The sequence below is a fragment of the Alkalicoccobacillus plakortidis genome (assembly GCF_023703085.1).
GTDB classification, from domain to species: domain Bacteria; phylum Bacillota; class Bacilli; order Bacillales; family Bacillaceae_D; genus Alkalicoccobacillus; species Alkalicoccobacillus plakortidis.
Genome location: NZ_JAMQJY010000007.1, coordinates 39,136 through 56,356, shown reverse-complemented (window position 1 = coordinate 56,356; position 17,221 = coordinate 39,136). Strand labels below are relative to the sequence as shown.

Annotated in this window: 17 protein-coding genes and 1 pseudogene; 7 read left to right on the top strand and 11 right to left on the bottom strand. The window is 38.3% G+C overall.

Annotated features, from left to right (window positions below; genetic code table 11):
• Positions 1-239: 239 nt before the first annotated feature.
• The 5 genes from NDM98_RS22645 to NDM98_RS22625 all read right to left on the bottom strand — a co-directional run bounded on the left by NDM98_RS22645 (position 240) and on the right by NDM98_RS22625 (position 3,786).
• On the bottom strand, positions 240-437 hold the full coding sequence (locus tag NDM98_RS22645) for a DUF6440 family protein (RefSeq protein ID WP_251611727.1): 198 nt from the start codon (positions 435-437) through the stop codon (positions 240-242).
• 231 nt (positions 438-668) lie between these two features.
• Positions 669-1,616: a hypothetical protein gene (locus NDM98_RS22640; protein WP_251611726.1), complete on the bottom strand. Its 948-nt coding sequence runs from the start codon at positions 1,614-1,616 to the stop codon at positions 669-671.
• A gap of 173 nt (positions 1,617-1,789) precedes the next feature.
• Positions 1,790-2,494: a ferredoxin reductase domain-containing protein gene (locus tag NDM98_RS22635; protein WP_251611725.1), complete on the bottom strand. Its 705-nt coding sequence runs from the start codon at positions 2,492-2,494 to the stop codon at positions 1,790-1,792.
• A 133-nt stretch (positions 2,495-2,627) separates the two neighbouring features.
• A complete protein-coding gene (locus tag NDM98_RS23700; RefSeq protein ID WP_285804125.1) occupies positions 2,628-2,873 on the bottom strand; it encodes a sterol carrier protein domain-containing protein in 246 nt (81 codons plus the stop codon).
• Positions 2,842-3,786 (bottom strand): GNAT family N-acetyltransferase, encoded by a 945-nt coding sequence (locus NDM98_RS22625; protein WP_251611723.1) that lies wholly within the window; start codon positions 3,784-3,786, stop codon positions 2,842-2,844. The genes NDM98_RS23700 and NDM98_RS22625 overlap by 32 nt, the downstream gene beginning before the upstream one ends.
• Positions 3,787-4,057: 271 nt before the next feature.
• Between NDM98_RS22625 and NDM98_RS22620 the strand changes: the two genes are divergently transcribed.
• A complete protein-coding gene (locus NDM98_RS22620; RefSeq protein ID WP_251611722.1) occupies positions 4,058-4,402 on the top strand; it encodes a DUF3139 domain-containing protein in 345 nt (114 codons plus the stop codon).
• 94 nt (positions 4,403-4,496) lie between these two features.
• On the opposite strand, the gene NDM98_RS22615 is transcribed toward NDM98_RS22620, so the two are convergent.
• Complete coding sequence (locus NDM98_RS22615; RefSeq protein WP_251611721.1) at positions 4,497-5,381, bottom strand: oxidoreductase; 885 nt, start codon at positions 5,379-5,381, stop codon at positions 4,497-4,499.
• Positions 5,382-5,574: 193 nt separating this feature from the next.
• Positions 5,575-6,660: a hypothetical protein gene (locus NDM98_RS22610; RefSeq protein WP_251611720.1), complete on the bottom strand. Its 1,086-nt coding sequence runs from the start codon at positions 6,658-6,660 to the stop codon at positions 5,575-5,577.
• A 164-nt stretch (positions 6,661-6,824) separates the two neighbouring features.
• Here NDM98_RS22610 and NDM98_RS22605 point away from each other — a divergent pair, with 164 nt between their 5' ends.
• The 5 genes and pseudogenes from NDM98_RS22605 (at position 6,825) to NDM98_RS22585 (ending at position 12,139) form a co-directional block, all read left to right on the top strand.
• Positions 6,825-7,523, top strand: coding sequence for a response regulator transcription factor (locus tag NDM98_RS22605; protein ID WP_285804124.1), 699 nt, complete (start codon positions 6,825-6,827; stop codon positions 7,521-7,523).
• Complete coding sequence (locus tag NDM98_RS22600; RefSeq protein WP_251611719.1) at positions 7,520-8,455, top strand: sensor histidine kinase; 936 nt, start codon at positions 7,520-7,522, stop codon at positions 8,453-8,455. The genes NDM98_RS22605 and NDM98_RS22600 overlap by 4 nt, the downstream gene beginning before the upstream one ends.
• Positions 8,456-8,548: 93 nt before the next feature.
• Complete coding sequence (locus NDM98_RS22595; RefSeq protein ID WP_251611718.1) at positions 8,549-9,472, top strand: ABC transporter ATP-binding protein; 924 nt, start codon at positions 8,549-8,551, stop codon at positions 9,470-9,472.
• A gap of 13 nt (positions 9,473-9,485) precedes the next feature.
• Positions 9,486-10,184 (top strand): ABC transporter permease, encoded by a 699-nt coding sequence (locus NDM98_RS22590; RefSeq protein ID WP_251611717.1) that lies wholly within the window; start codon positions 9,486-9,488, stop codon positions 10,182-10,184.
• Positions 10,185-10,687: 503 nt separating this feature from the next.
• Positions 10,688-12,139, top strand: a pseudogene (locus NDM98_RS22585) (IS1182 family transposase).
• A gap of 745 nt (positions 12,140-12,884) precedes the next feature.
• Here NDM98_RS22585 and NDM98_RS22580 read toward each other — a convergent pair.
• The 3 genes from NDM98_RS22580 to NDM98_RS22570 are packed head-to-tail and all read right to left on the bottom strand — an operon-like array spanning position 12,885 to position 14,818.
• Complete coding sequence (locus NDM98_RS22580; RefSeq protein WP_251611716.1) at positions 12,885-13,733, bottom strand: hypothetical protein; 849 nt, start codon at positions 13,731-13,733, stop codon at positions 12,885-12,887.
• A complete protein-coding gene (locus NDM98_RS22575) occupies positions 13,705-13,995 on the bottom strand; it encodes a serine hydrolase domain-containing protein (protein WP_251611715.1) in 291 nt (96 codons plus the stop codon). Before NDM98_RS22575 ends, NDM98_RS22580 begins: the two co-directional genes overlap by 29 nt.
• Position 13,996: 1 nt before the next feature.
• Complete coding sequence (locus NDM98_RS22570) at positions 13,997-14,818, bottom strand: serine hydrolase domain-containing protein (RefSeq protein WP_251611714.1); 822 nt, start codon at positions 14,816-14,818, stop codon at positions 13,997-13,999.
• 304 nt (positions 14,819-15,122) lie between these two features.
• On the opposite strand from NDM98_RS22570, the gene NDM98_RS22565 reads away from it, so the two are divergent.
• Positions 15,123-15,668: a GNAT family N-acetyltransferase gene (locus NDM98_RS22565; protein ID WP_251611713.1), complete on the top strand. Its 546-nt coding sequence runs from the start codon at positions 15,123-15,125 to the stop codon at positions 15,666-15,668.
• A 253-nt stretch (positions 15,669-15,921) separates the two neighbouring features.
• On the opposite strand, the gene NDM98_RS22560 is transcribed toward NDM98_RS22565, so the two are convergent.
• A complete protein-coding gene (locus NDM98_RS22560; protein ID WP_251611712.1) occupies positions 15,922-16,938 on the bottom strand; it encodes a 2,3-butanediol dehydrogenase in 1,017 nt (338 codons plus the stop codon).
• Positions 16,939-17,221: the final 283 nt, after the last annotated feature.

Below are 17,221 nucleotides of genomic sequence, written 5' to 3'. Positions count from 1 at the left end.
GGTTCATCTGTGTTGATTTGCGATATGTTATAAGAAAATTATGGTAAGTGAAATTATAATAGTGGCTAGAAAAATACTTCGTTAATCTTTTTTGCTATACATGGTTTATAACTGCGATAGCAGCTGTAATAGCTATACGTTACCTGAGGAATAAATAATAGTAACCTGCGTTCAGCTTGTTGTGAACGCAGATTAGATATAGCCAAGTAGCATTTTCTCATTCCCTACCTCACACAAGCTCATGAGGATACATCCACCACTACTTGACCTTTCTCGTCTAATAAAGGTGTAATGCCACTCCCTGATCCAATCCATGTTTGAAGATAGTTAACTCCAGTGAATTGATCGACTAAGATAGTTATTGTACCTAATGTAGGGATATTTTCAGTGGTTTTTATTCTAAATCGGTTATCTTCTATCTTTTTCTTCTTAAACATATCGCTCATCCTTTGAGTAAATAAATTTTTGCAACAGTTGAGTTTTCTAATACGAACTCAGATATCTTCCTTAAACAAAGAAGAAAAGCTTCTTTAAGGTATACGAACTATCAAACCTTTAGTTTCATGATTACGTAGCTGTACATTCCCCTTCACTAATCTACTCTTTGATTTAATTCCTTTCCCTAAGGAAATGAGCGCTTTGAAGATACCTCTGTTTTTAACTAGTACTTATTTAATATATTTAGGAATGTCATGCGTACCGCGTTCTTCGATGTGTAAATCAAAATCAATACCATCGTTCTCCAACTCTATTTTTCTCTCTTCCGCTTCTTCCAAACTACTATAGTAACCCTCTTCTACAAATACCGAATTGTCCTCTGAGTGCAAGGTTCTTACTTGGTCTGCATCCCTTTCTCTAAATTCCGAATCCGCGCTTTGAATAGCATCAACAGTATCCCCCTGCGAGGTAGATGCTGTTCTAACAGAAAATACGGGAGCATACTCATTTTCGTCACTAATCGATCTAATATCTGTCACAATTTTGGCGGGATTGTGCATTTCAAACACTTCAAACTCAACAGGTTCCTGCAGATACACGGCTAACTGAATCGTGGCATCACTAAAATACGGAACGACGCTCATATGTGAAAAGAGCTCCATATTTGATAACTCGGGAATCTCTTCTGGCAGACCTCGAATACCTGCTAATGTATAAATCAGACGAGAAGGATAGGCTTCTTTTGTGATTTCAAAGTAATTAGGTATGTCTGCTGGATCACCAAGCTCTTGATATGACCCTTCATAAATATCGAGAACAAGCCTCTCATAACCATCATGCGCACCCTGATTGATATCCCCTACACTTCTGCCATCTGTTATTTCACCACCAACAAATGTACCATTCTGCATATAATAATCTTCTTTTGTTGTGCTAGCCTCTCGTTCTTCTCCTTCTTCTACAAGCTCAAGTTCTCTCTCCTCAGTATCTTCATCGACCATTTCATCATCTTCAACTTTGTTTAGATCTTCTTCTGTTTCAGTTGGTTCAGAGTCGCTCACTTCACTCACATTTTGCTGCTCTTCACTCGTTACATTTGAATCGTCGTTACTACACGCCGTTGCTGCCATTAAAAAGGTAAAGCTAGTAAGACCAATTAAAAAGTGATCGTTTCTCATTTGGATGAAACCCCCAATTTTAAGATAATCTTATATATGGAGTAACCTCTTTTATATTGAAATAAACTAATATACCCTTATTACTTTTATCTATATTCTTAAATGACAATAAATAAATCCCAATCTCTCTTCTAATAAAGAAAGATTAGGATTTAGATGTCTGTTAATAGTACCTATTCCGATAAAAACTCAGGCAGTTGTTGCTCATGCTTGTCGAGTACAATTTGTTCCGGCTTAATGCCCTGCCCACGTAGTAGTTCTATGTTCTGTACGAGAAATTCATTGCTACCGACCACATAAAAGAGTCCATCTTTATCTGCAGAAAGAGTTTTCACTTCTTCATAGTAGTCTTTACGAGTAGAGACAAACTGTGAAGTGAACTTCTTATCAGGTGCAGATTCAAAAATAGTCGTAAATAAGAAATTCTTAGATGAATCGATATTTAGGGAATGGATCTGATTAACGTTATCAGCACGCTCGATATATTCAAGCACAAGTGGTCTAAACGTTGCTAGCCCGACACCTGATGACAGTAGGTACACATTTTTATTTTCTCTTTTTAGCGGAACATTCGAATGAGTTTTGAAAATGGCTACCTCGTCTCCAATAGTAAGGCTTCTCAAAATGGATTTAAACTCAGAGCACTGCTCTCTAATACGTGTTGTGATCCCAATTGAATGTTCGTTCGGTAAAGTGGAGATTGACATGTGGCGAATCAGGCTACGGTTTGGTTTCTCACCGGCATTAAATCCTTCTAATGCAAAATGGGTGTGGGAACCCTCTTCCCATGTAAATCCTTCCGGGCAGTCGAGCAAGTATGTTTTTACCTCAGGCGTTTCTTCAATAATTTTATTGATTTTAGTCCAGTATATTTGCATGGTCTTGTCCCCTCCTATTCATTTTATGTAACGTTACTTTTAGTCTACATCAATTGATAATAATTCTCAATGATAGATTGAGTTATACTCATTTACCCAAAACAAAAACCCAGCCAAAGGCTAGGTCTTCATCCTAAAAGAAATCAACAAGGGCAGGAGCTTCGTCAGGAATATGACGAACAAAAAATTCTATCTCTTTAGTATCTCCCTTTATAAGTCCTTGTTTGATATAAAAAGAAGGACGCCGATAACCGAGCATTAATCCAGTCAGTGTTTGGATACTCATTTTTATAGATGGCGCTTCCATATTGGTTATGACTTCACAGCTTACATTCCCGCTATTTAAATTAAGAAAAGATCTTGTTGTTCCACTCAGCAAAAGAGTCTTCAATTTGCAGGGTATAATTTCCGCCTTCTGAATTAAGGAAAGGAAACTCTACTAAAAAAGCTTGTACATCTACAATTCTGGTCATAAAATAAGGCACGATTTCAGCTTTGGTTTTAGGGTCAGGCAGGAAATAATTCAAGCTATCTGATGATGGTGTTGTGATTTCAGCTGAGTCAATCATTGAATCATGCTGACCAATAAATGAAAGAAGGGCAGCTAGTCCGGCGGGTTCTGTATAAAGTAGCTCATCTGTTTCAAATTGACGATTTTTAACTTGGTACACAATATAAGCAATCGCTGTACCAGACTGGTCTGTGTAGATAGCAGTGTAGTGTTTGCTATACTTTCGTTCAAGGCTCTTCCACCACCATTCTTCGCGAATGAGCATTCCGTGCCTTTGCTGGTTTTTATATATAGTACGAATTCGTTTGTCAGAAAAAGGAACACGTTCGATTTGTCCTTCTAAGAGTGGATTAGGTTTTGGAAGTTGTATTGGCTCAAGTGTAAAAGTTGTTTCATCAAAAGCCATTTCCCAACCGAATTTCCGATAGAAACCAACCTCAAAAGGAGCAAGGTATGAAAGAAGTTGTCCTTTAACTCGCATCTCTTTGAGTGTATGGACTATTAGTTGTTTGACAAGCCCTTTTCTGCGCTGCTCTGGGTAGGATGCTACTCCAACGATTCCTCCCATTTGCATTGATTTCCCGTGGATATCAACATGAAAAGGCAACAGATCCAATTTAGCAAGAACCTCTCCATTAGATACATCCCCGTAACAAGTGGCTTCATTCCATGAAAGATGCGCAGAAGGTCGTAACTCTTCTGGGTCATTCACCTGGAAAGCGTAGCAGCTTAATTGAAAAGCTTGTTCAAATTCATCATCAGTCAACTGCCGAATAGTCAAATCAACGCCCCCTTTATGTAGAGAATATCTTTAGTTTAGCATACGTTCGTGTGGTCTAGAGAGTCGTATTTTTGAGCACGGACCATATTCTTTCTATCTATGAAGGTTATATTTTTAGTTTTATTCATGACATATTCAGGGTATAAATTCTTAAATGAACATGTTAACTAATAATCTAGCAAATGATTTTCATCTTTTTATTTTCGTTCCACTAATTTTGTAGTTAACGTGTTTGATATGTATAGATAACTATTAAATGAGGTGAAGAATAATGAAAAAAAGAGTAGGTTTAATTACTATTGTAGCTGTCATGTCTTTAATTGGAGGAGGAATTTTGTTATTTAATTTCTTTAACGGCAGTCAGGAACAGCTAGAACAAACGGAAACTATGGTCTATGACTACTTAACTGAAGAGAGAAATTATACAGATGAGGAGATTGATTCTATCCGGACAGAATACAATTGGAGAAACGATAGGGATGATGAAAGAGGCGCTTACCAGGCCTATGTTACTTTTTCTGATGAAGCAGACTATGAATATGAATATATCTATAACGATCTTGATGGAGTTATACAAATTGGACGAAATGAAGGTGAAGGGAATCATACTGAGTAGAATTAATAATTGCTAACCTTTTGTTTGGTAACAAGCCTGGAGTATCAATTTGATAAAATAGACCACTGACTTGAGGTGTCAGTGGTCTTATTAGTTATTTATTAAAATGATACTTCACTTCCGTAAGATCCTCTGAGATAGTCCATAACTCTTCCATTGTAGAATCTGTGTAGGTTACTTTCTTTGGTTCTTCGATAGTAGGGTTTCCTTTTCTTCCACCTTTGCCATCTGGACCAATTAATTCTCCTCCCTGAAGAGATTGGTCTGTGGCTGCCATAATAATTGGTAGCGCCCCTTTTTCAGCTGGCTGACTAACTACCTTCAGTAAAGGTTTAACAAACCAAGGTGTTTCTTTTCTACCTAAGGTGAAAAGGTTCGTCGATGAGATACCTGGATGCGCGGCTAAACTTTTTGTTTTATAGTGATTCGCTTTTAAACGCTTATCTAACTCTTTGGCAAACATTAAATTCGCTAGTTTACTCTGACCATAAAATAGATAGCTCTTGTACCCCTTACTTCCATGCAGGTTTTCAAACTGGATGACTGCATTTCGATAGGCAATGGACGTTAGTGTCACGATTCGTGATGCTTCCCCATTCTCTAATAACGGGAGCAGTAAACCAGTTAGAGCAAAGTGACCAAGGTGATTACTGGCAAATTGCAATTCAAATCCATCCTCCGTCTTGGAGTATGGTGGCATCATAACGCCTGCATTATTAATGAGTAAATCAATGACATGTACTTGGCTTGATAACGTCTTAACAAATTCTCGCACGCTTTGAAGCTTGGATAGGTCGAGTTGATAAACTTGAACATTCGCTTGTGGATATAAGCGTAGTATGTCTTCTTTCGCCTTTCTTCCTTTTTCAGTATTTCTCACTGCTAAAATAACTTGATGCCCCTCTCCTGAGAAGTGCTTAGCCGTTTCTAGGCCAAGTCCACTATTTGCTCCGGTGACGACAACTACTTTATCGTTCATATGTACGCTCCTATTAAGAAAATGCTGGTATTCATATACACCAACAAACCTTATGTATTTATGCCTCTATTATAGTTTACTTAAAGCGTTTGGGAAAAATGTTAGGCTAGTGAATGACGGATTTCCCTACACAAATCGCCACAAAAAAACAAATAGCACCCTCCGTTAAGAAGACTATTTGTCTTTACTTGAGTTATTGACCTACTAATGGATACGTGACGACTTCTTGCATAGTATCATTGATCAATCGAACTTCCCACGCATGAAAATCAAGTGCTGCAAGCTGTATGGCGTTCTCAAACACTGTTCGATCTGCTTCTGTATTAATCTCTTCGTCCATCGTATATTCAACAGTAGCAACACTATTCTCAATTGATGCGTTAACGATCTCTATGCCTTCAACTACTGCAGAAGAATAAAAAGCATCTTCATGATCTATTGTGCCCATTGCTTCAACGGTTTCTGAGAAAGTTAGAGGATCACCATTATCATTTGCAACTTCCTCTTCTAACTCTGCTCCAGATAGAAACAAGGTTTGCTCTAATTCTTCATCGTAGATTGTATAATAGCCTCTTGATAGACCTCTTTCGTCTTTAACTATAATAGAATCATCTATTAATCTTTCAGCCACTTCTATATCTTTTTCCCCATCTTGATTTAAAAATACAATCTCTTCTACCCCATATAGATCACTAATTCCAAACAATGAGTTGAAAAATAGATTGCTTTGTGCGGAGGTTGTTGCTAATTCATTTTCTTCTGAATGTATATTTACATTAAATTGAATATAAAGGTCAGGCCAATCTAGCGATATATCAGCAAATGAGCTAAGAATATCCTGTTCAGATGGATCATTATCGATTAGTGACCTCTCTAAGCGATCCTCATTTGAGTAATCACCCTCTCCATTACGTTTAATGAAAAATGTTGTTATAAAATTAGTACCGTCATCGAAATAACCTGTATCGATAAAGTAATTTCCACTTGCTAGAGTTCCTCCATAAACGTTTGTGTCATCCTCTTCATCATCATTTGAAGAAACTTCTTCTGTATCCTCGTTGTCATCATTCTCATCATTTGTATGCTCGCTACTGTTTTCTTCATCATGATCTTCCGCTTCTGATTCTACGCCTTGATTCTCATCCTGATCACTCTCATCTGACGCGCTTTCTTCAACCGGCTCAACATTCGTGGTCTGTGTCTCATCCTCTGTATTCTGGCATCCTACGAGTAGAAAAGCTACAGAAACCATTCCAGCTGTTTTAGTCACTTTTTTCATTCGTAACGCCTCCTTTTCATTTCCATACCCTTCCATACACATAGTTAAAAGCACAATTTGTATAGAAATGTTAAAGAAAATAACAAAAACTAGCTTCCTTCATTAATCTTTAATATGATCTAATAGGAATTACTTATAATTTATAACGAGAGACGGTGCTACTTTTGGAGAGAATATTACTTGTGGAAGATGATGTGGCCATTAGTGATATGGTACGAAGCTACTTAACAAATGAAGGCTTTAAAGTTGATCCGGTTTTTACGGGAAAGGAAGCGATCAATCGTTTCATTAGCAATAGCTATGATTTGGTATTACTTGATTTGATGCTACCTGAGATTAATGGCATGGATTTTCTTCAGACACTAAGGCAAAATAGCTTTGTTCCAGTCATTATCACCTCAGCAAAAGATGGCGAGGCTGATAAAGCTTTGGGATTAGGGTTTGGGGCAGATGATTATATAACGAAGCCGTTCTCAATGATAGAGCTTTTAGCTAGAGTAAAAGCCGCTATACGAAGATCTACACAATATAAAGAGTCCACTCAGCCGGAAGTTCCAGCTATCCTTACCATCCATGAGATTGAGATGGATATACACAATTTCATCGTAAAAAAGAATGGACAAGAAATGAGTCTAACCTCAAAAGAGTGGAACATTTTAAAGCTATTTTTTGAGAATCCTAAAAAGGTGATGACAAAAGAACAGATTTATCACTCTGTATGGGACGATCATTATTATGGTGACGATCATGTGATTAATGTACATATAAGTCGATTACGCGAGAAAATTGAAGATGATCCAACCAAACCAGAATATGTTAAAACCGTATGGGGCATCGGTTACAAGCTAGGTGAATTCAAATGATCACTCTTCTACTTCTCCTCCTGATTTTTCTTCTTTGTGTGATTGCCTTTCAGATACAAACAAAACGAACGCTCCGTAAGCAAATCGTTTCTGTAAAAAATCAGTTGACTGAGATCGTCGATGAACATGCGAGTAACCCGGTACTCATTATGACGGAAAATAAGGAATTGGCGGATCTTCTCATCTTGTTAAATAAGCTAATTGAACAAAACAGAGAGCATTCGAGTCAGTTCATCCGAACCGAACAATCAATGAAGCGAATGCTTTCAAATATCTCACACGATCTAAAAACTCCCCTAACCGTTATAGCAGGGTACACCGAGATGCTTAAAGAACAAACAAAAATGTCTGAGATAGAACGCAATCGAATGATCGATCAAGTTAATGAAAAAACGGATGAAATCACGACCTTAATTCATTCTTTTTTTGATTTAGCTAAGCTTGAAGCAGGAGATCAGAATATACCATTAGATAGAGTCAATCTAACCGAAATTTGTAAACGGAATATCCTAATGTTTTATGAAATGATTGAGGCAAAGGGATTGGAAGTAGACATTGATTTGCCTCCTACACCTATCTATGCCCTTGCGAATGAAGAAGCCTTAAACCGGATTCTCTCTAACTTATTATCAAACGCACTGCGTTATGGAACCGATGGCAAAATTGTAGGACTGCGCGTCACCTATGACGACACAACTGTATCCTTTGAAATCTTTGATCAAGGTGCCGGCATCAGTGAAATCGATCAGCAAAAGATATTTGAACGGATGTATACGCTTGAGGAATCAAGAAATAAAGACTTTCAAGGAAGCGGATTGGGTTTAACCATCACCAAAAAGCTAATGGAAGAGATGCAAGGAAGGATCGCCGTCTATTCAAAGGCTTTTGATAAAACCTCCTTTATTTGCACACTAAAGCGTGAACAAGATTAGGTCTTTTTTCTTGAGGTTCTTGTGAGATTTACGATAGGGAAAAGAAATGTTCACTTATTACACTAGAAGCAGATATGAAAAAGGAGGAAAGTCATGAGTTATATCGTGCAAACCAGGAATCTAACCAAAACCTACAATGGACAAGATGTCGTATCGAATGTATCCATGAATATTAAAAAGGGTGAAATCTACGGCTTCCTCGGATCAAATGGGGCAGGTAAGTCAACCATCATGAAGATGCTCTTGAACTTAATTAAACCATCCCATGGGGAAATCGAAATGTTTGGTGAACCCTTAAAGGAACATTCTTTTACTTACTTAAAACGAATAGGAAGTATGATTGAATACCCGATTTTTTATGAGAAAATGACTGCGTGGGAAAACCTGGAGCTGCATTGTGCATATATGGGATATCACAACAAACAAGCCATCTCTGATGCTTTGGAGTCGGTTGGACTTACACATGTATCACATAAATTCCCCCAAGACTTCTCACTAGGAATGAGACAGCGTCTCTGTGTCGCACGGGCTATCATAACAAAACCTGAATTCGTTATATTAGATGAGCCTATTAATGGGCTCGATCCTGAAGGCATTCAATCCATGAGAAGATTGTTCAAAAAGCTGAATAAAGAATATGGAATAACGCTTTTCATCTCAAGCCATATTATTGGTGAAATTGAACAAATTGCAGACACGATCAGTATGATTAAACAAGGCAAGCTTATTGAAGAAACGTCCATGGATTCGCTTAAGGAACAGAATACGGAATACATTGAGCTTGTGACAAACGATCCTAAGAAAGCATCTGTTCTTTTACATGATCAGTTAAACATAACGAACTTTAAACTTGTTGAAGGTCAGGCGATTCGAATCTTTTCAACAGATGTACCTCATGCCAGCATAACAAAAGCATTAATACTTAGGGATATAGACATTCATTCCATTAATACAAAACAAACCACATTAGAGGATTATTTCATTCGGAAAATAGGATTAAATAAAATCGATAAGTAAAGGAGGGGTTGGATTGTACTATTTAATGAAATTGGAACTTAAAAAACACAAAATTGGTTGGTATATAAAAGGTGCCGTTCTCGCTAATCTTATTATTGTAGGCATGCTCGCACTACTTACATTGATAGAGAAACTTGAAGGCGAAACGATCTTTAGAACAGCTAACGATTTTTTTATGTTTAGTGGGTTACTTATTAGAGGAACGTTCATTGTATTTGCAGCTGTTCTTATATCAAAAATTATCATTGATGAATTTAAGAATCGAACAAGCTTTGTTATGTTTTCCTATCCAATTGATCGAAAAAAAATAATGGCTACAAAACTGATCCTTATCTTTTCTTTAACGCTAATCACAATGATTCTATCCACATGTTTTGTCGTGTTCAGTTTTATCGGATTAAATGAGGTGTTTCAATTAACACCTAACCTAGAGTTTAGTGAACAGCTCATCAGACCTGAATTGATGAGGATGATGGCATTTAACCTTGCTGGTCCTGGTGCGTCTCTTGTCCCTCTTTACTTTGGCATGCGAAAGTTCTCAACACCCGCTACGATTGTATCAGGTGTGCTGATCACCATCTTTACAAACTCTTCCTTTGGCTCAGACTTTTCATTAGTCAATCTATTCTATACGCCTATCGGATTATCGTTTATCGCTATTGGGATTATCTTTTTCACTATACGTAATATGAACCGGTTAGAATTGAATTAAGAAAATTAGTTGAGTAGGTCGTGGAGTTTAGTCCATGGCCTTTTTTTATTAGCTTTTGAGTTTTAATGAGGAAATGCAGTTTGGATGATGGCGACTACTTAGGCGCTTCGATGACGCTCCCGGGATTGGGGCACGCTTTCCGGGGGCGGGCGCTGAACTAATCTTGGCTTATCGCCAATCTTATTTCACCCCTGCCCGTACTTCGAGGCCACTGAAAAAGTCAGTTAGAAAAAAGCTCACGGGCACCGCTCCAGGAGAAACCTTCGCTTTCCGCGGGAACGGCCTCAGCCATTGAAGTGGAAGGGCACCCCTTCAATGTCTTCAGACTCGTTCTGTTCCGCAGGAGTCTTCGGTTTCTCCTTCCGCTATTCTTCTGATCAACTAAATGGCAACGTTCTTTTTTAGGTATAGTCGTCATTTTAGTCTGCCTCTCTCTTTTTACCTCAGATTCTTCTTCATTTTTGATAAGATAAGTGTATCTAACATGAAAGTGGTGGCTGACTATGATTCGAAAACAACAATCTCTCCAACTCAGTGCGTATGCTGATCTATATGATCTCATCGTTCCTAAAGATCATACATTACGGAAACTGAATGATCTTATTGATTTTTCCTTTATTTATGATGAGTTGGTACAGAATTATAACGTGGATCACGGTCGCTCAGCCATAGACCCTATTCGAATGTTTAAATATTTATTGTTAAAAAGCATGTTTCCATTATCAGATGTGGATCTGGTGGAGCGTTCTAGATATGATATGTCGTATAAATACTTCTTAGGCATGGCACCTGAGGAAGAGGTCATTGATTCAAGCTCCTTAACGAAGTTCCGTAAATTGCGTTTAAAGGATCTGAATGTACTTGATTTATTAATCGGAAAGACAGTCGAACTAGCGGTTGAACAAGGCGTCATTAAAAGTAAAACGATCATCGTGATTCTACTCATACCCAGGCACGTTATAACCAGAAAAAGCCGATCGATATTCTGCGAGAACGATCAAAAAACTTGAGGAAAGCAGTCTATTCTGTCGATGAGTCCATCAAGTCAAACTTCCAGCTAAGCCAACTCAGAATGATTTAGATGAAGAACTCGTGTACACACAAACCCTCTTGAGTGTGATCAAACAACATCCGACCCTGCATGCCTATCCAAAGGTGACGGAGCCGTTGAATCTAGTAGAAGAAACCGTCAACGATGATATCGAACGCCTCCAATCCATGAAAGATCAAGACGCCCGAAGGGGTCACAAAAGTGCCGATACGTCTTTCTTTGGCTATAAAACTCATCTAGCGATGAGTGATGAACGCGTGATTACCGCTGCGGTTATCACAACAGGAGAAAAATCGGACGCAAAGCAACTTCGAACACTCATTGAAAAAAGTGTAGACGCTGGGATGACAGTGGAATCCGTCATCGGAGATGCGGCGTATTCAGGAAAAGATCATCTCCTGTACGCGAAAGCAAATCAGATTGAATTAATTTCTAAAACCAATCCATCCATTGCCCATGGGACACGGACAAAGGAAGAAGAGTTTGAGTTTAATAAAGATGCGGGGATGTATGTAAAGCGGGCCATTTAGCTATTTTGACACACAGACAAGGAACGACGAAGCAAGGCAAAAACCAAAGACAGAAGTATTATTTTGATATCGAGAAATGCAAGACGTGTCCCTTCCAAGAAGGGTGTTATAAACAGGGAGCCAAAAGCAAACCATATTCTGTCACCATCCATTCTCCTGAACATGAAGAACATCTCGCTTTTGAGCAAAGTGAAACGTTTAAAGAAAAAGCCAAAACGCGATACAAAATTGAAGCGAAAAATAGTGAACTAAAGCATAGACACGGGTATAAAACGGCGAATTCCTCGGGTCTATTAGCGATGGAAATTCAAGGAGCGATGGCCATCTTCTCAGCCAATCTCAAACGAATACTGAAAGTCATGGAGCAAAAATAACCCCAAAAGGGTCGGTATGATAAATAAAAACAGCTTGCCATTTCCAAAATAAAGGGAATGGTAGGCTGTTTTTATATTTTTAAAGGAACCCTTAACTACATATCAACCCTTTTTCAGTGGCCTCCCGTACTTCCCCCAGGAGTCGGCCCCATCCCGTCCGCTTGTTACATGGATGGCAATAAAAATAGATTCATTTAATTTAGTTAAGATCAATACTTAAAATGATAGCAGTTGCATACAGCAGGGTGAGTGGCCACACCTCCCATCGCAATAAGGGAGGCGTGGCCCATGATTACTACTGATGTCTTTAATGTCATTCTTCAATTTGGAAAGTTCACACTGACACTGGTCGTCGTGACATTATGATCATTGATGCAAAAAAGTAACCACCCATAGCTGTCCCTAGCTTTTCATCGGGTGGTTATTTCTTCTTAATATCCTTGATGGATTGGTCGCTCTTCTTGCGGGCAACGTGCAAGGCGTAGGTGTTAGAGCACTCTACGTCTTGTTTTTATTATATGCTTAGTCGTGCAAGATGAGAGCTCACCATGGCAGGAGCTCTCTTTGGGCTCTATATGTGACTTATCCAATACAGTTAATGCAACAAAATCTAGAGATATTGGTTATGATGCTTCAACATCAACAATACTAGTAGCTCCTCCATCTCGGGGCATTTTAATGCTAATATATCTCGAACAACATAAAATCCCGTGCCTTAGATTGGCACGGGATTTTCGTTCTTTAGCTAGCCTATGAACAGGAAATTAATAAAGAAGAGAATGTAAAACAGCCCTATTAGTGATAAACCTACTAGTATAATAAAGACTTTTATAACATATGACCCTTGTTGTACACGCCATCCTTTACCAATAGGATAAAGGGATACTATAGCAGCTAGGATTAGGACCCAAAAAACTATGACATGAACGGTAAAGTTCGACCATTCTTGAAATGGGTTACTTGCTAATTGAAGTAAGATCATTACGAAATTAACCACAGTCAAGACCCCTACTAGAGACCATAAAGTCGCTCCACGATATAAAAGGGACTTTATGAGAGGTTGATTTCGTTTAGCACGTCTATAGTTTCTGATAGATCGAATGACACCCCACACTAGACCCCCGATTGATAGAATAGCTGCACTTCCAATTAATACATAGAAAAATAAAAGTGATTCCGTAAACGGCACAGGTAGCTCATCAGCAATGTTTCCTCTTGTTAGCATGACAACATCGCCATTCTCGTTGGTTTTAAAGAACAACTTATTTGTATTCATTCCTGCGTTATCCAGCAATGTATTCTCTGAACTAACCCTCTCAAACAGATAAGGTGAAGTTTCAATATAGTCTACGTCTACACCCATTGCTGCAACAGTTAAATTGATACTTCCATCTGAATTAGCAGAAATGACAGAATCTGAATCAGATAAAAAAGGCATGATCTTCATTGGGCCCGTTTCAACCGCACGAGCAGATCGATAACGTCCCTGTACATCTTCACTATGATTAAACTCATCCGAGACCTCAGACACCTCTTCAGATTTACCAATGAGAGCATCAGCTAATTCACGCCTGATACCAAGCCATTTCTCCATCCATGTTGGTCAGTACCGCAATCCCAAATTGTTCATCTGGAACAATAGACAACATCGCACTGAATGCATCCGTATTACCAACGTGTTCAAGTAAGCGATGAGATCCCGCTTGACGTTCCCAAAAACCATGAGCATTCCCTGAAAGTTCAGAGTGAGGTGCATATAATGTTTGGTGCATCGTCTCTAATGTTTCTTGATCCTTGAACAACGAGTAAGGACCTGTGCCTTCTGTATTTAAGTGGGCAATCATAAAATGAGCCAAATCATTGGCTGTTGTTGTTAACGCACCAAGCTGGGACATCATTAATATATGAGGTTGGCTTTGCTGACCATTGATCACCTGCACGAGTATAACCAATCGCCTTGTCTTCCATTAGACCAGGAATTAAATCATAACGTAAATCAAACGTGGAGTGTTCCATCTCCAACGGGTCTAAAATAAATTGTTGAATATAATCCTTAAAGGGCATCCCTGTTATTTGCTCAACGATGTACCCTGCAAGACTTGTACTATAATTCGAGTACGCGATGACTTCACCTGGTGGATAGATTTGTTTCGGTTGCTTATCGGCAAAAAGATAATCCTCCAGTTCATAAATATTGTCTGTATCATAAACAGTTAAGTTTTCCACACGCTCTTCAAAACCTGCTGTGTGAGTCATTAGATGATTAAATGTGATAGGTTCATCATAGGTTAGGTTTAATTTGCCTTCACCAAGATACTCCCGAATATCCGTATCTAACGTGATTTGACCCTCTTCAACCAATTGCATGATGGCCGTCCAAGTAAATAATTTAGAAACTGATCCGGCTTCCATATAGGTGGTTTCAGAATCAACAGGTACACCCTCTTCTAGGTTGGCTGAACCGTATCCCTTTTGTAAAACGATTTCCCCATTTTGGACAATGGAAACGGATGCTCCAGGCACCTCTTCTCCAATATGAGTATTCATAATGTGATCAACCGTTTCTTCCATATCCGAGATAGGAATTCCGGATGGTGTCGTTGTTCCTTCTGCGTATCCATTAGGTGAATGCATAGCTAAAATCATCCACACTAACAATGTTAGTACTATTTTTTTCATGATATGTTGTTCTCCTCTACGATAGATATGACTCTTATAAGACTTAGTATAGTGAGTCAATCTTGCGTTTCTCTATCGTAAATCTCACGTTTTTGTCACGTTCTTTTTCCCTAGATATTAGAAACTCTTAAACTCCTTCCATCACTTAGAGTGAACGACCTCATTCCAAAAAGAGTTTATTCTAAATAAAGGAAATCATGATACAATTAGGATGATTGAGTTTTCGTAATAAACTAATTTCTCTGTTGGCTGATAGAATCGTATTCAGTGAACTGTGATGAAAAACTGAGAGGGAGAACATCTAATGGAATTTCCTGTATTTGAGACGGATCGACTGAGATTAGTTCAAGTAAATGAGGAGCACACACGTAGCTTTTTCGACATTATGTCAAAAGATGAAGTGATGCAATATTATGGAATGGATCCTTTAAAAAATATCGACGACGCCTCAAAAATCGTACACTACTTTCAAAAATCATTTGAAGGCAAAAGAGCCATCAGATGGGCAATACTACTCAAGGAGACAGGCGATTTTGTTGGTACATTGGGATTAAACAACCTGAGCATACATACTAAAAAGGCTGAAATTGGTTTTGAATTACATCCAACACATTGGAACAAAGGGATCATGGCAGAAGCAGCAAAAGAGGTATTACGTTATTCATTTGAAGAATTTGCTTTGTATAGAATCGGAGCTGTAACATTCCCTCAAAATGAACCGTCGATACAACTATTAAAGCGATTAGGTTTTGCTGAGGAAGGATTATTGAGGGGGTATCTCTTTCAAGGTAATCAGACTCATGATGCGTTGATATTTTCGTTGGTGAGGACTGAGTGGGAACATAAATGAACTGGTAGCTTCGATTAAAAAGCCTCAAGAAAGGACTCCTAAATTAGGGAGTCCTTCTTGCACGTTTAAGCGAATAGCTTTTTTTCGTTTCCCTATCCAATTGCATATTTTGGTCTCAAATACAATACACTGATGAATTAATTGAGGAATTTTCACTTTAAATGGTTCAAACTCTAACGGCTCAAGTCTTCATCATAAAAACAAGTACCCCGTTAGATAACGAGGTACTTGTTTTTCAAGCGGTTTTACCATTTCAATTCGGACGAACCAAGATTTTGCATTCTGTTTTATCATTTAGTAGTTTTTCAAAGCCATCTTCTACTATGTTGTCTAACTTGATTGTACTTGTGATAATCGGTTCAACATTTAATGATCCCTTAGATAACAGATTAATCGCTTGAGCAAAAATGTTGTTGTAACCAAGTGAAGAGTTAATTTTTTTCTCGCCAATTACTTGCATTGTAGGATGATATTTAATTGGCTCCGCGAATATACTCACAATCATAAATTCACCGTTTGGTTTAATAACATCTACTGATTGCACAAATGTCGCTTCTACTCCAGCAACATCAAAAGATACATCCACCCCACCATTGGTATGTTCTTTAATGATCTGCACGACATCATCTTCTATAGGGTTTAACACAACATCTGCACCCATTTTCAAGGCTAACTCTCTGCGCTCTTCACTGACTTCGGCTACAAAGATTTTACTTGCTCCTGCTGCTCTTAAACATTCTGATAAAAGCAATCCAATTGGACCAGCACCAAAAAGGGCTACACTATCTCCAATTTTAAATGTGCTTTTTCTAATTGCCTGCAACACAACAGCAATAGGTTCTATCAATGCTGCAAGTTCATAGCTTAGTGTATCAGGAAGCGCAAATACATTTGCTTCTTTTACTACGACATATTCTGCAAATCCGCCATTCTCATGGATTCCGTATGATTTCATATTAGCGCATATATTATAATTTCCTGTTTTACAGGTATCACACTCGCCACATCCCCAAATGGGTTCAACAGCCACTCTGTCGCCTGCTTTATATTTAGTCACAAGGTCGCCTACTTCGACAATTTCTCCTGTAAACTCATGGCCTAGAATCATTTTGTCTTCCGTCACAAAGCTCTTATGCTGATACTCGTGTAAATCCGTACCGCATATACCAGCGTATTTAACTTTTATTTTTACAGTATCATGGGTAACCACTGGTTCTGTAATACTCTCAACCTTTACATTTTTTGATCCGTAGTACATTAAAGCATTCATATTGTTCTTATCCCCTCAGGCTGCAGTGTATGTTTAAATAACTCTGAAATACAAAATTATTATACGTAATTAAGTTACTTATTACAATTAACACAATTACTAATTTTGCGTATTTGACCTCGGTAAGTCGTTTTGGTCATATTAATCGTATGTTACTCACGGTTATGGATCTACAGGGGAGATGTACAAAATAAAAAGCACCCCTTCAGATACTTATCCAAAGAGGTGCTGTTAACTGACAATAAAGTTGGTAACTAGAAAGCTTCGTAACTCTCGTTGCTAA

Excerpts from the sequence above, each read along its gene's own strand:
- NDM98_RS22580 (WP_251611716.1), bottom strand. The coding sequence starts at position 13,733 with ATGGAGAAATGGCTTGGTATCAGGCGTGAATTAGCTGATGCTCTCATT.
- NDM98_RS22640 (WP_251611726.1), bottom strand. The coding sequence starts at position 1,616 with ATGAGAAACGATCACTTTTTAATTGGTCTTACTAGCTTTACCTTTTTA.
- NDM98_RS22560 (WP_251611712.1), bottom strand. The coding sequence starts at position 16,938 with ATGAATGCTTTAATGTACTACGGATCAAAAAATGTAAAGGTTGAGAGT.
- NDM98_RS22635 (WP_251611725.1), bottom strand. The coding sequence starts at position 2,494 with ATGCAAATATACTGGACTAAAATCAATAAAATTATTGAAGAAACGCCT.
- NDM98_RS22620 (WP_251611722.1), top strand. The coding sequence starts at position 4,058 with ATGAAAAAAAGAGTAGGTTTAATTACTATTGTAGCTGTCATGTCTTTA.
- NDM98_RS22600 (WP_251611719.1), top strand. The coding sequence starts at position 7,520 with ATGATCACTCTTCTACTTCTCCTCCTGATTTTTCTTCTTTGTGTGATT.
- NDM98_RS22595 (WP_251611718.1), top strand. The coding sequence starts at position 8,549 with ATGAGTTATATCGTGCAAACCAGGAATCTAACCAAAACCTACAATGGA.
- NDM98_RS22610 (WP_251611720.1), bottom strand. The coding sequence starts at position 6,660 with ATGAAAAAAGTGACTAAAACAGCTGGAATGGTTTCTGTAGCTTTTCTA.
- NDM98_RS22565 (WP_251611713.1), top strand. The coding sequence starts at position 15,123 with ATGGAATTTCCTGTATTTGAGACGGATCGACTGAGATTAGTTCAAGTA.
- NDM98_RS22570 (WP_251611714.1), bottom strand. The coding sequence starts at position 14,818 with ATGAAAAAAATAGTACTAACATTGTTAGTGTGGATGATTTTAGCTATG.
- NDM98_RS22615 (WP_251611721.1), bottom strand. The coding sequence starts at position 5,381 with ATGAACGATAAAGTAGTTGTCGTCACCGGAGCAAATAGTGGACTTGGC.
- NDM98_RS22645 (WP_251611727.1), bottom strand. The coding sequence starts at position 437 with ATGTTTAAGAAGAAAAAGATAGAAGATAACCGATTTAGAATAAAAACC.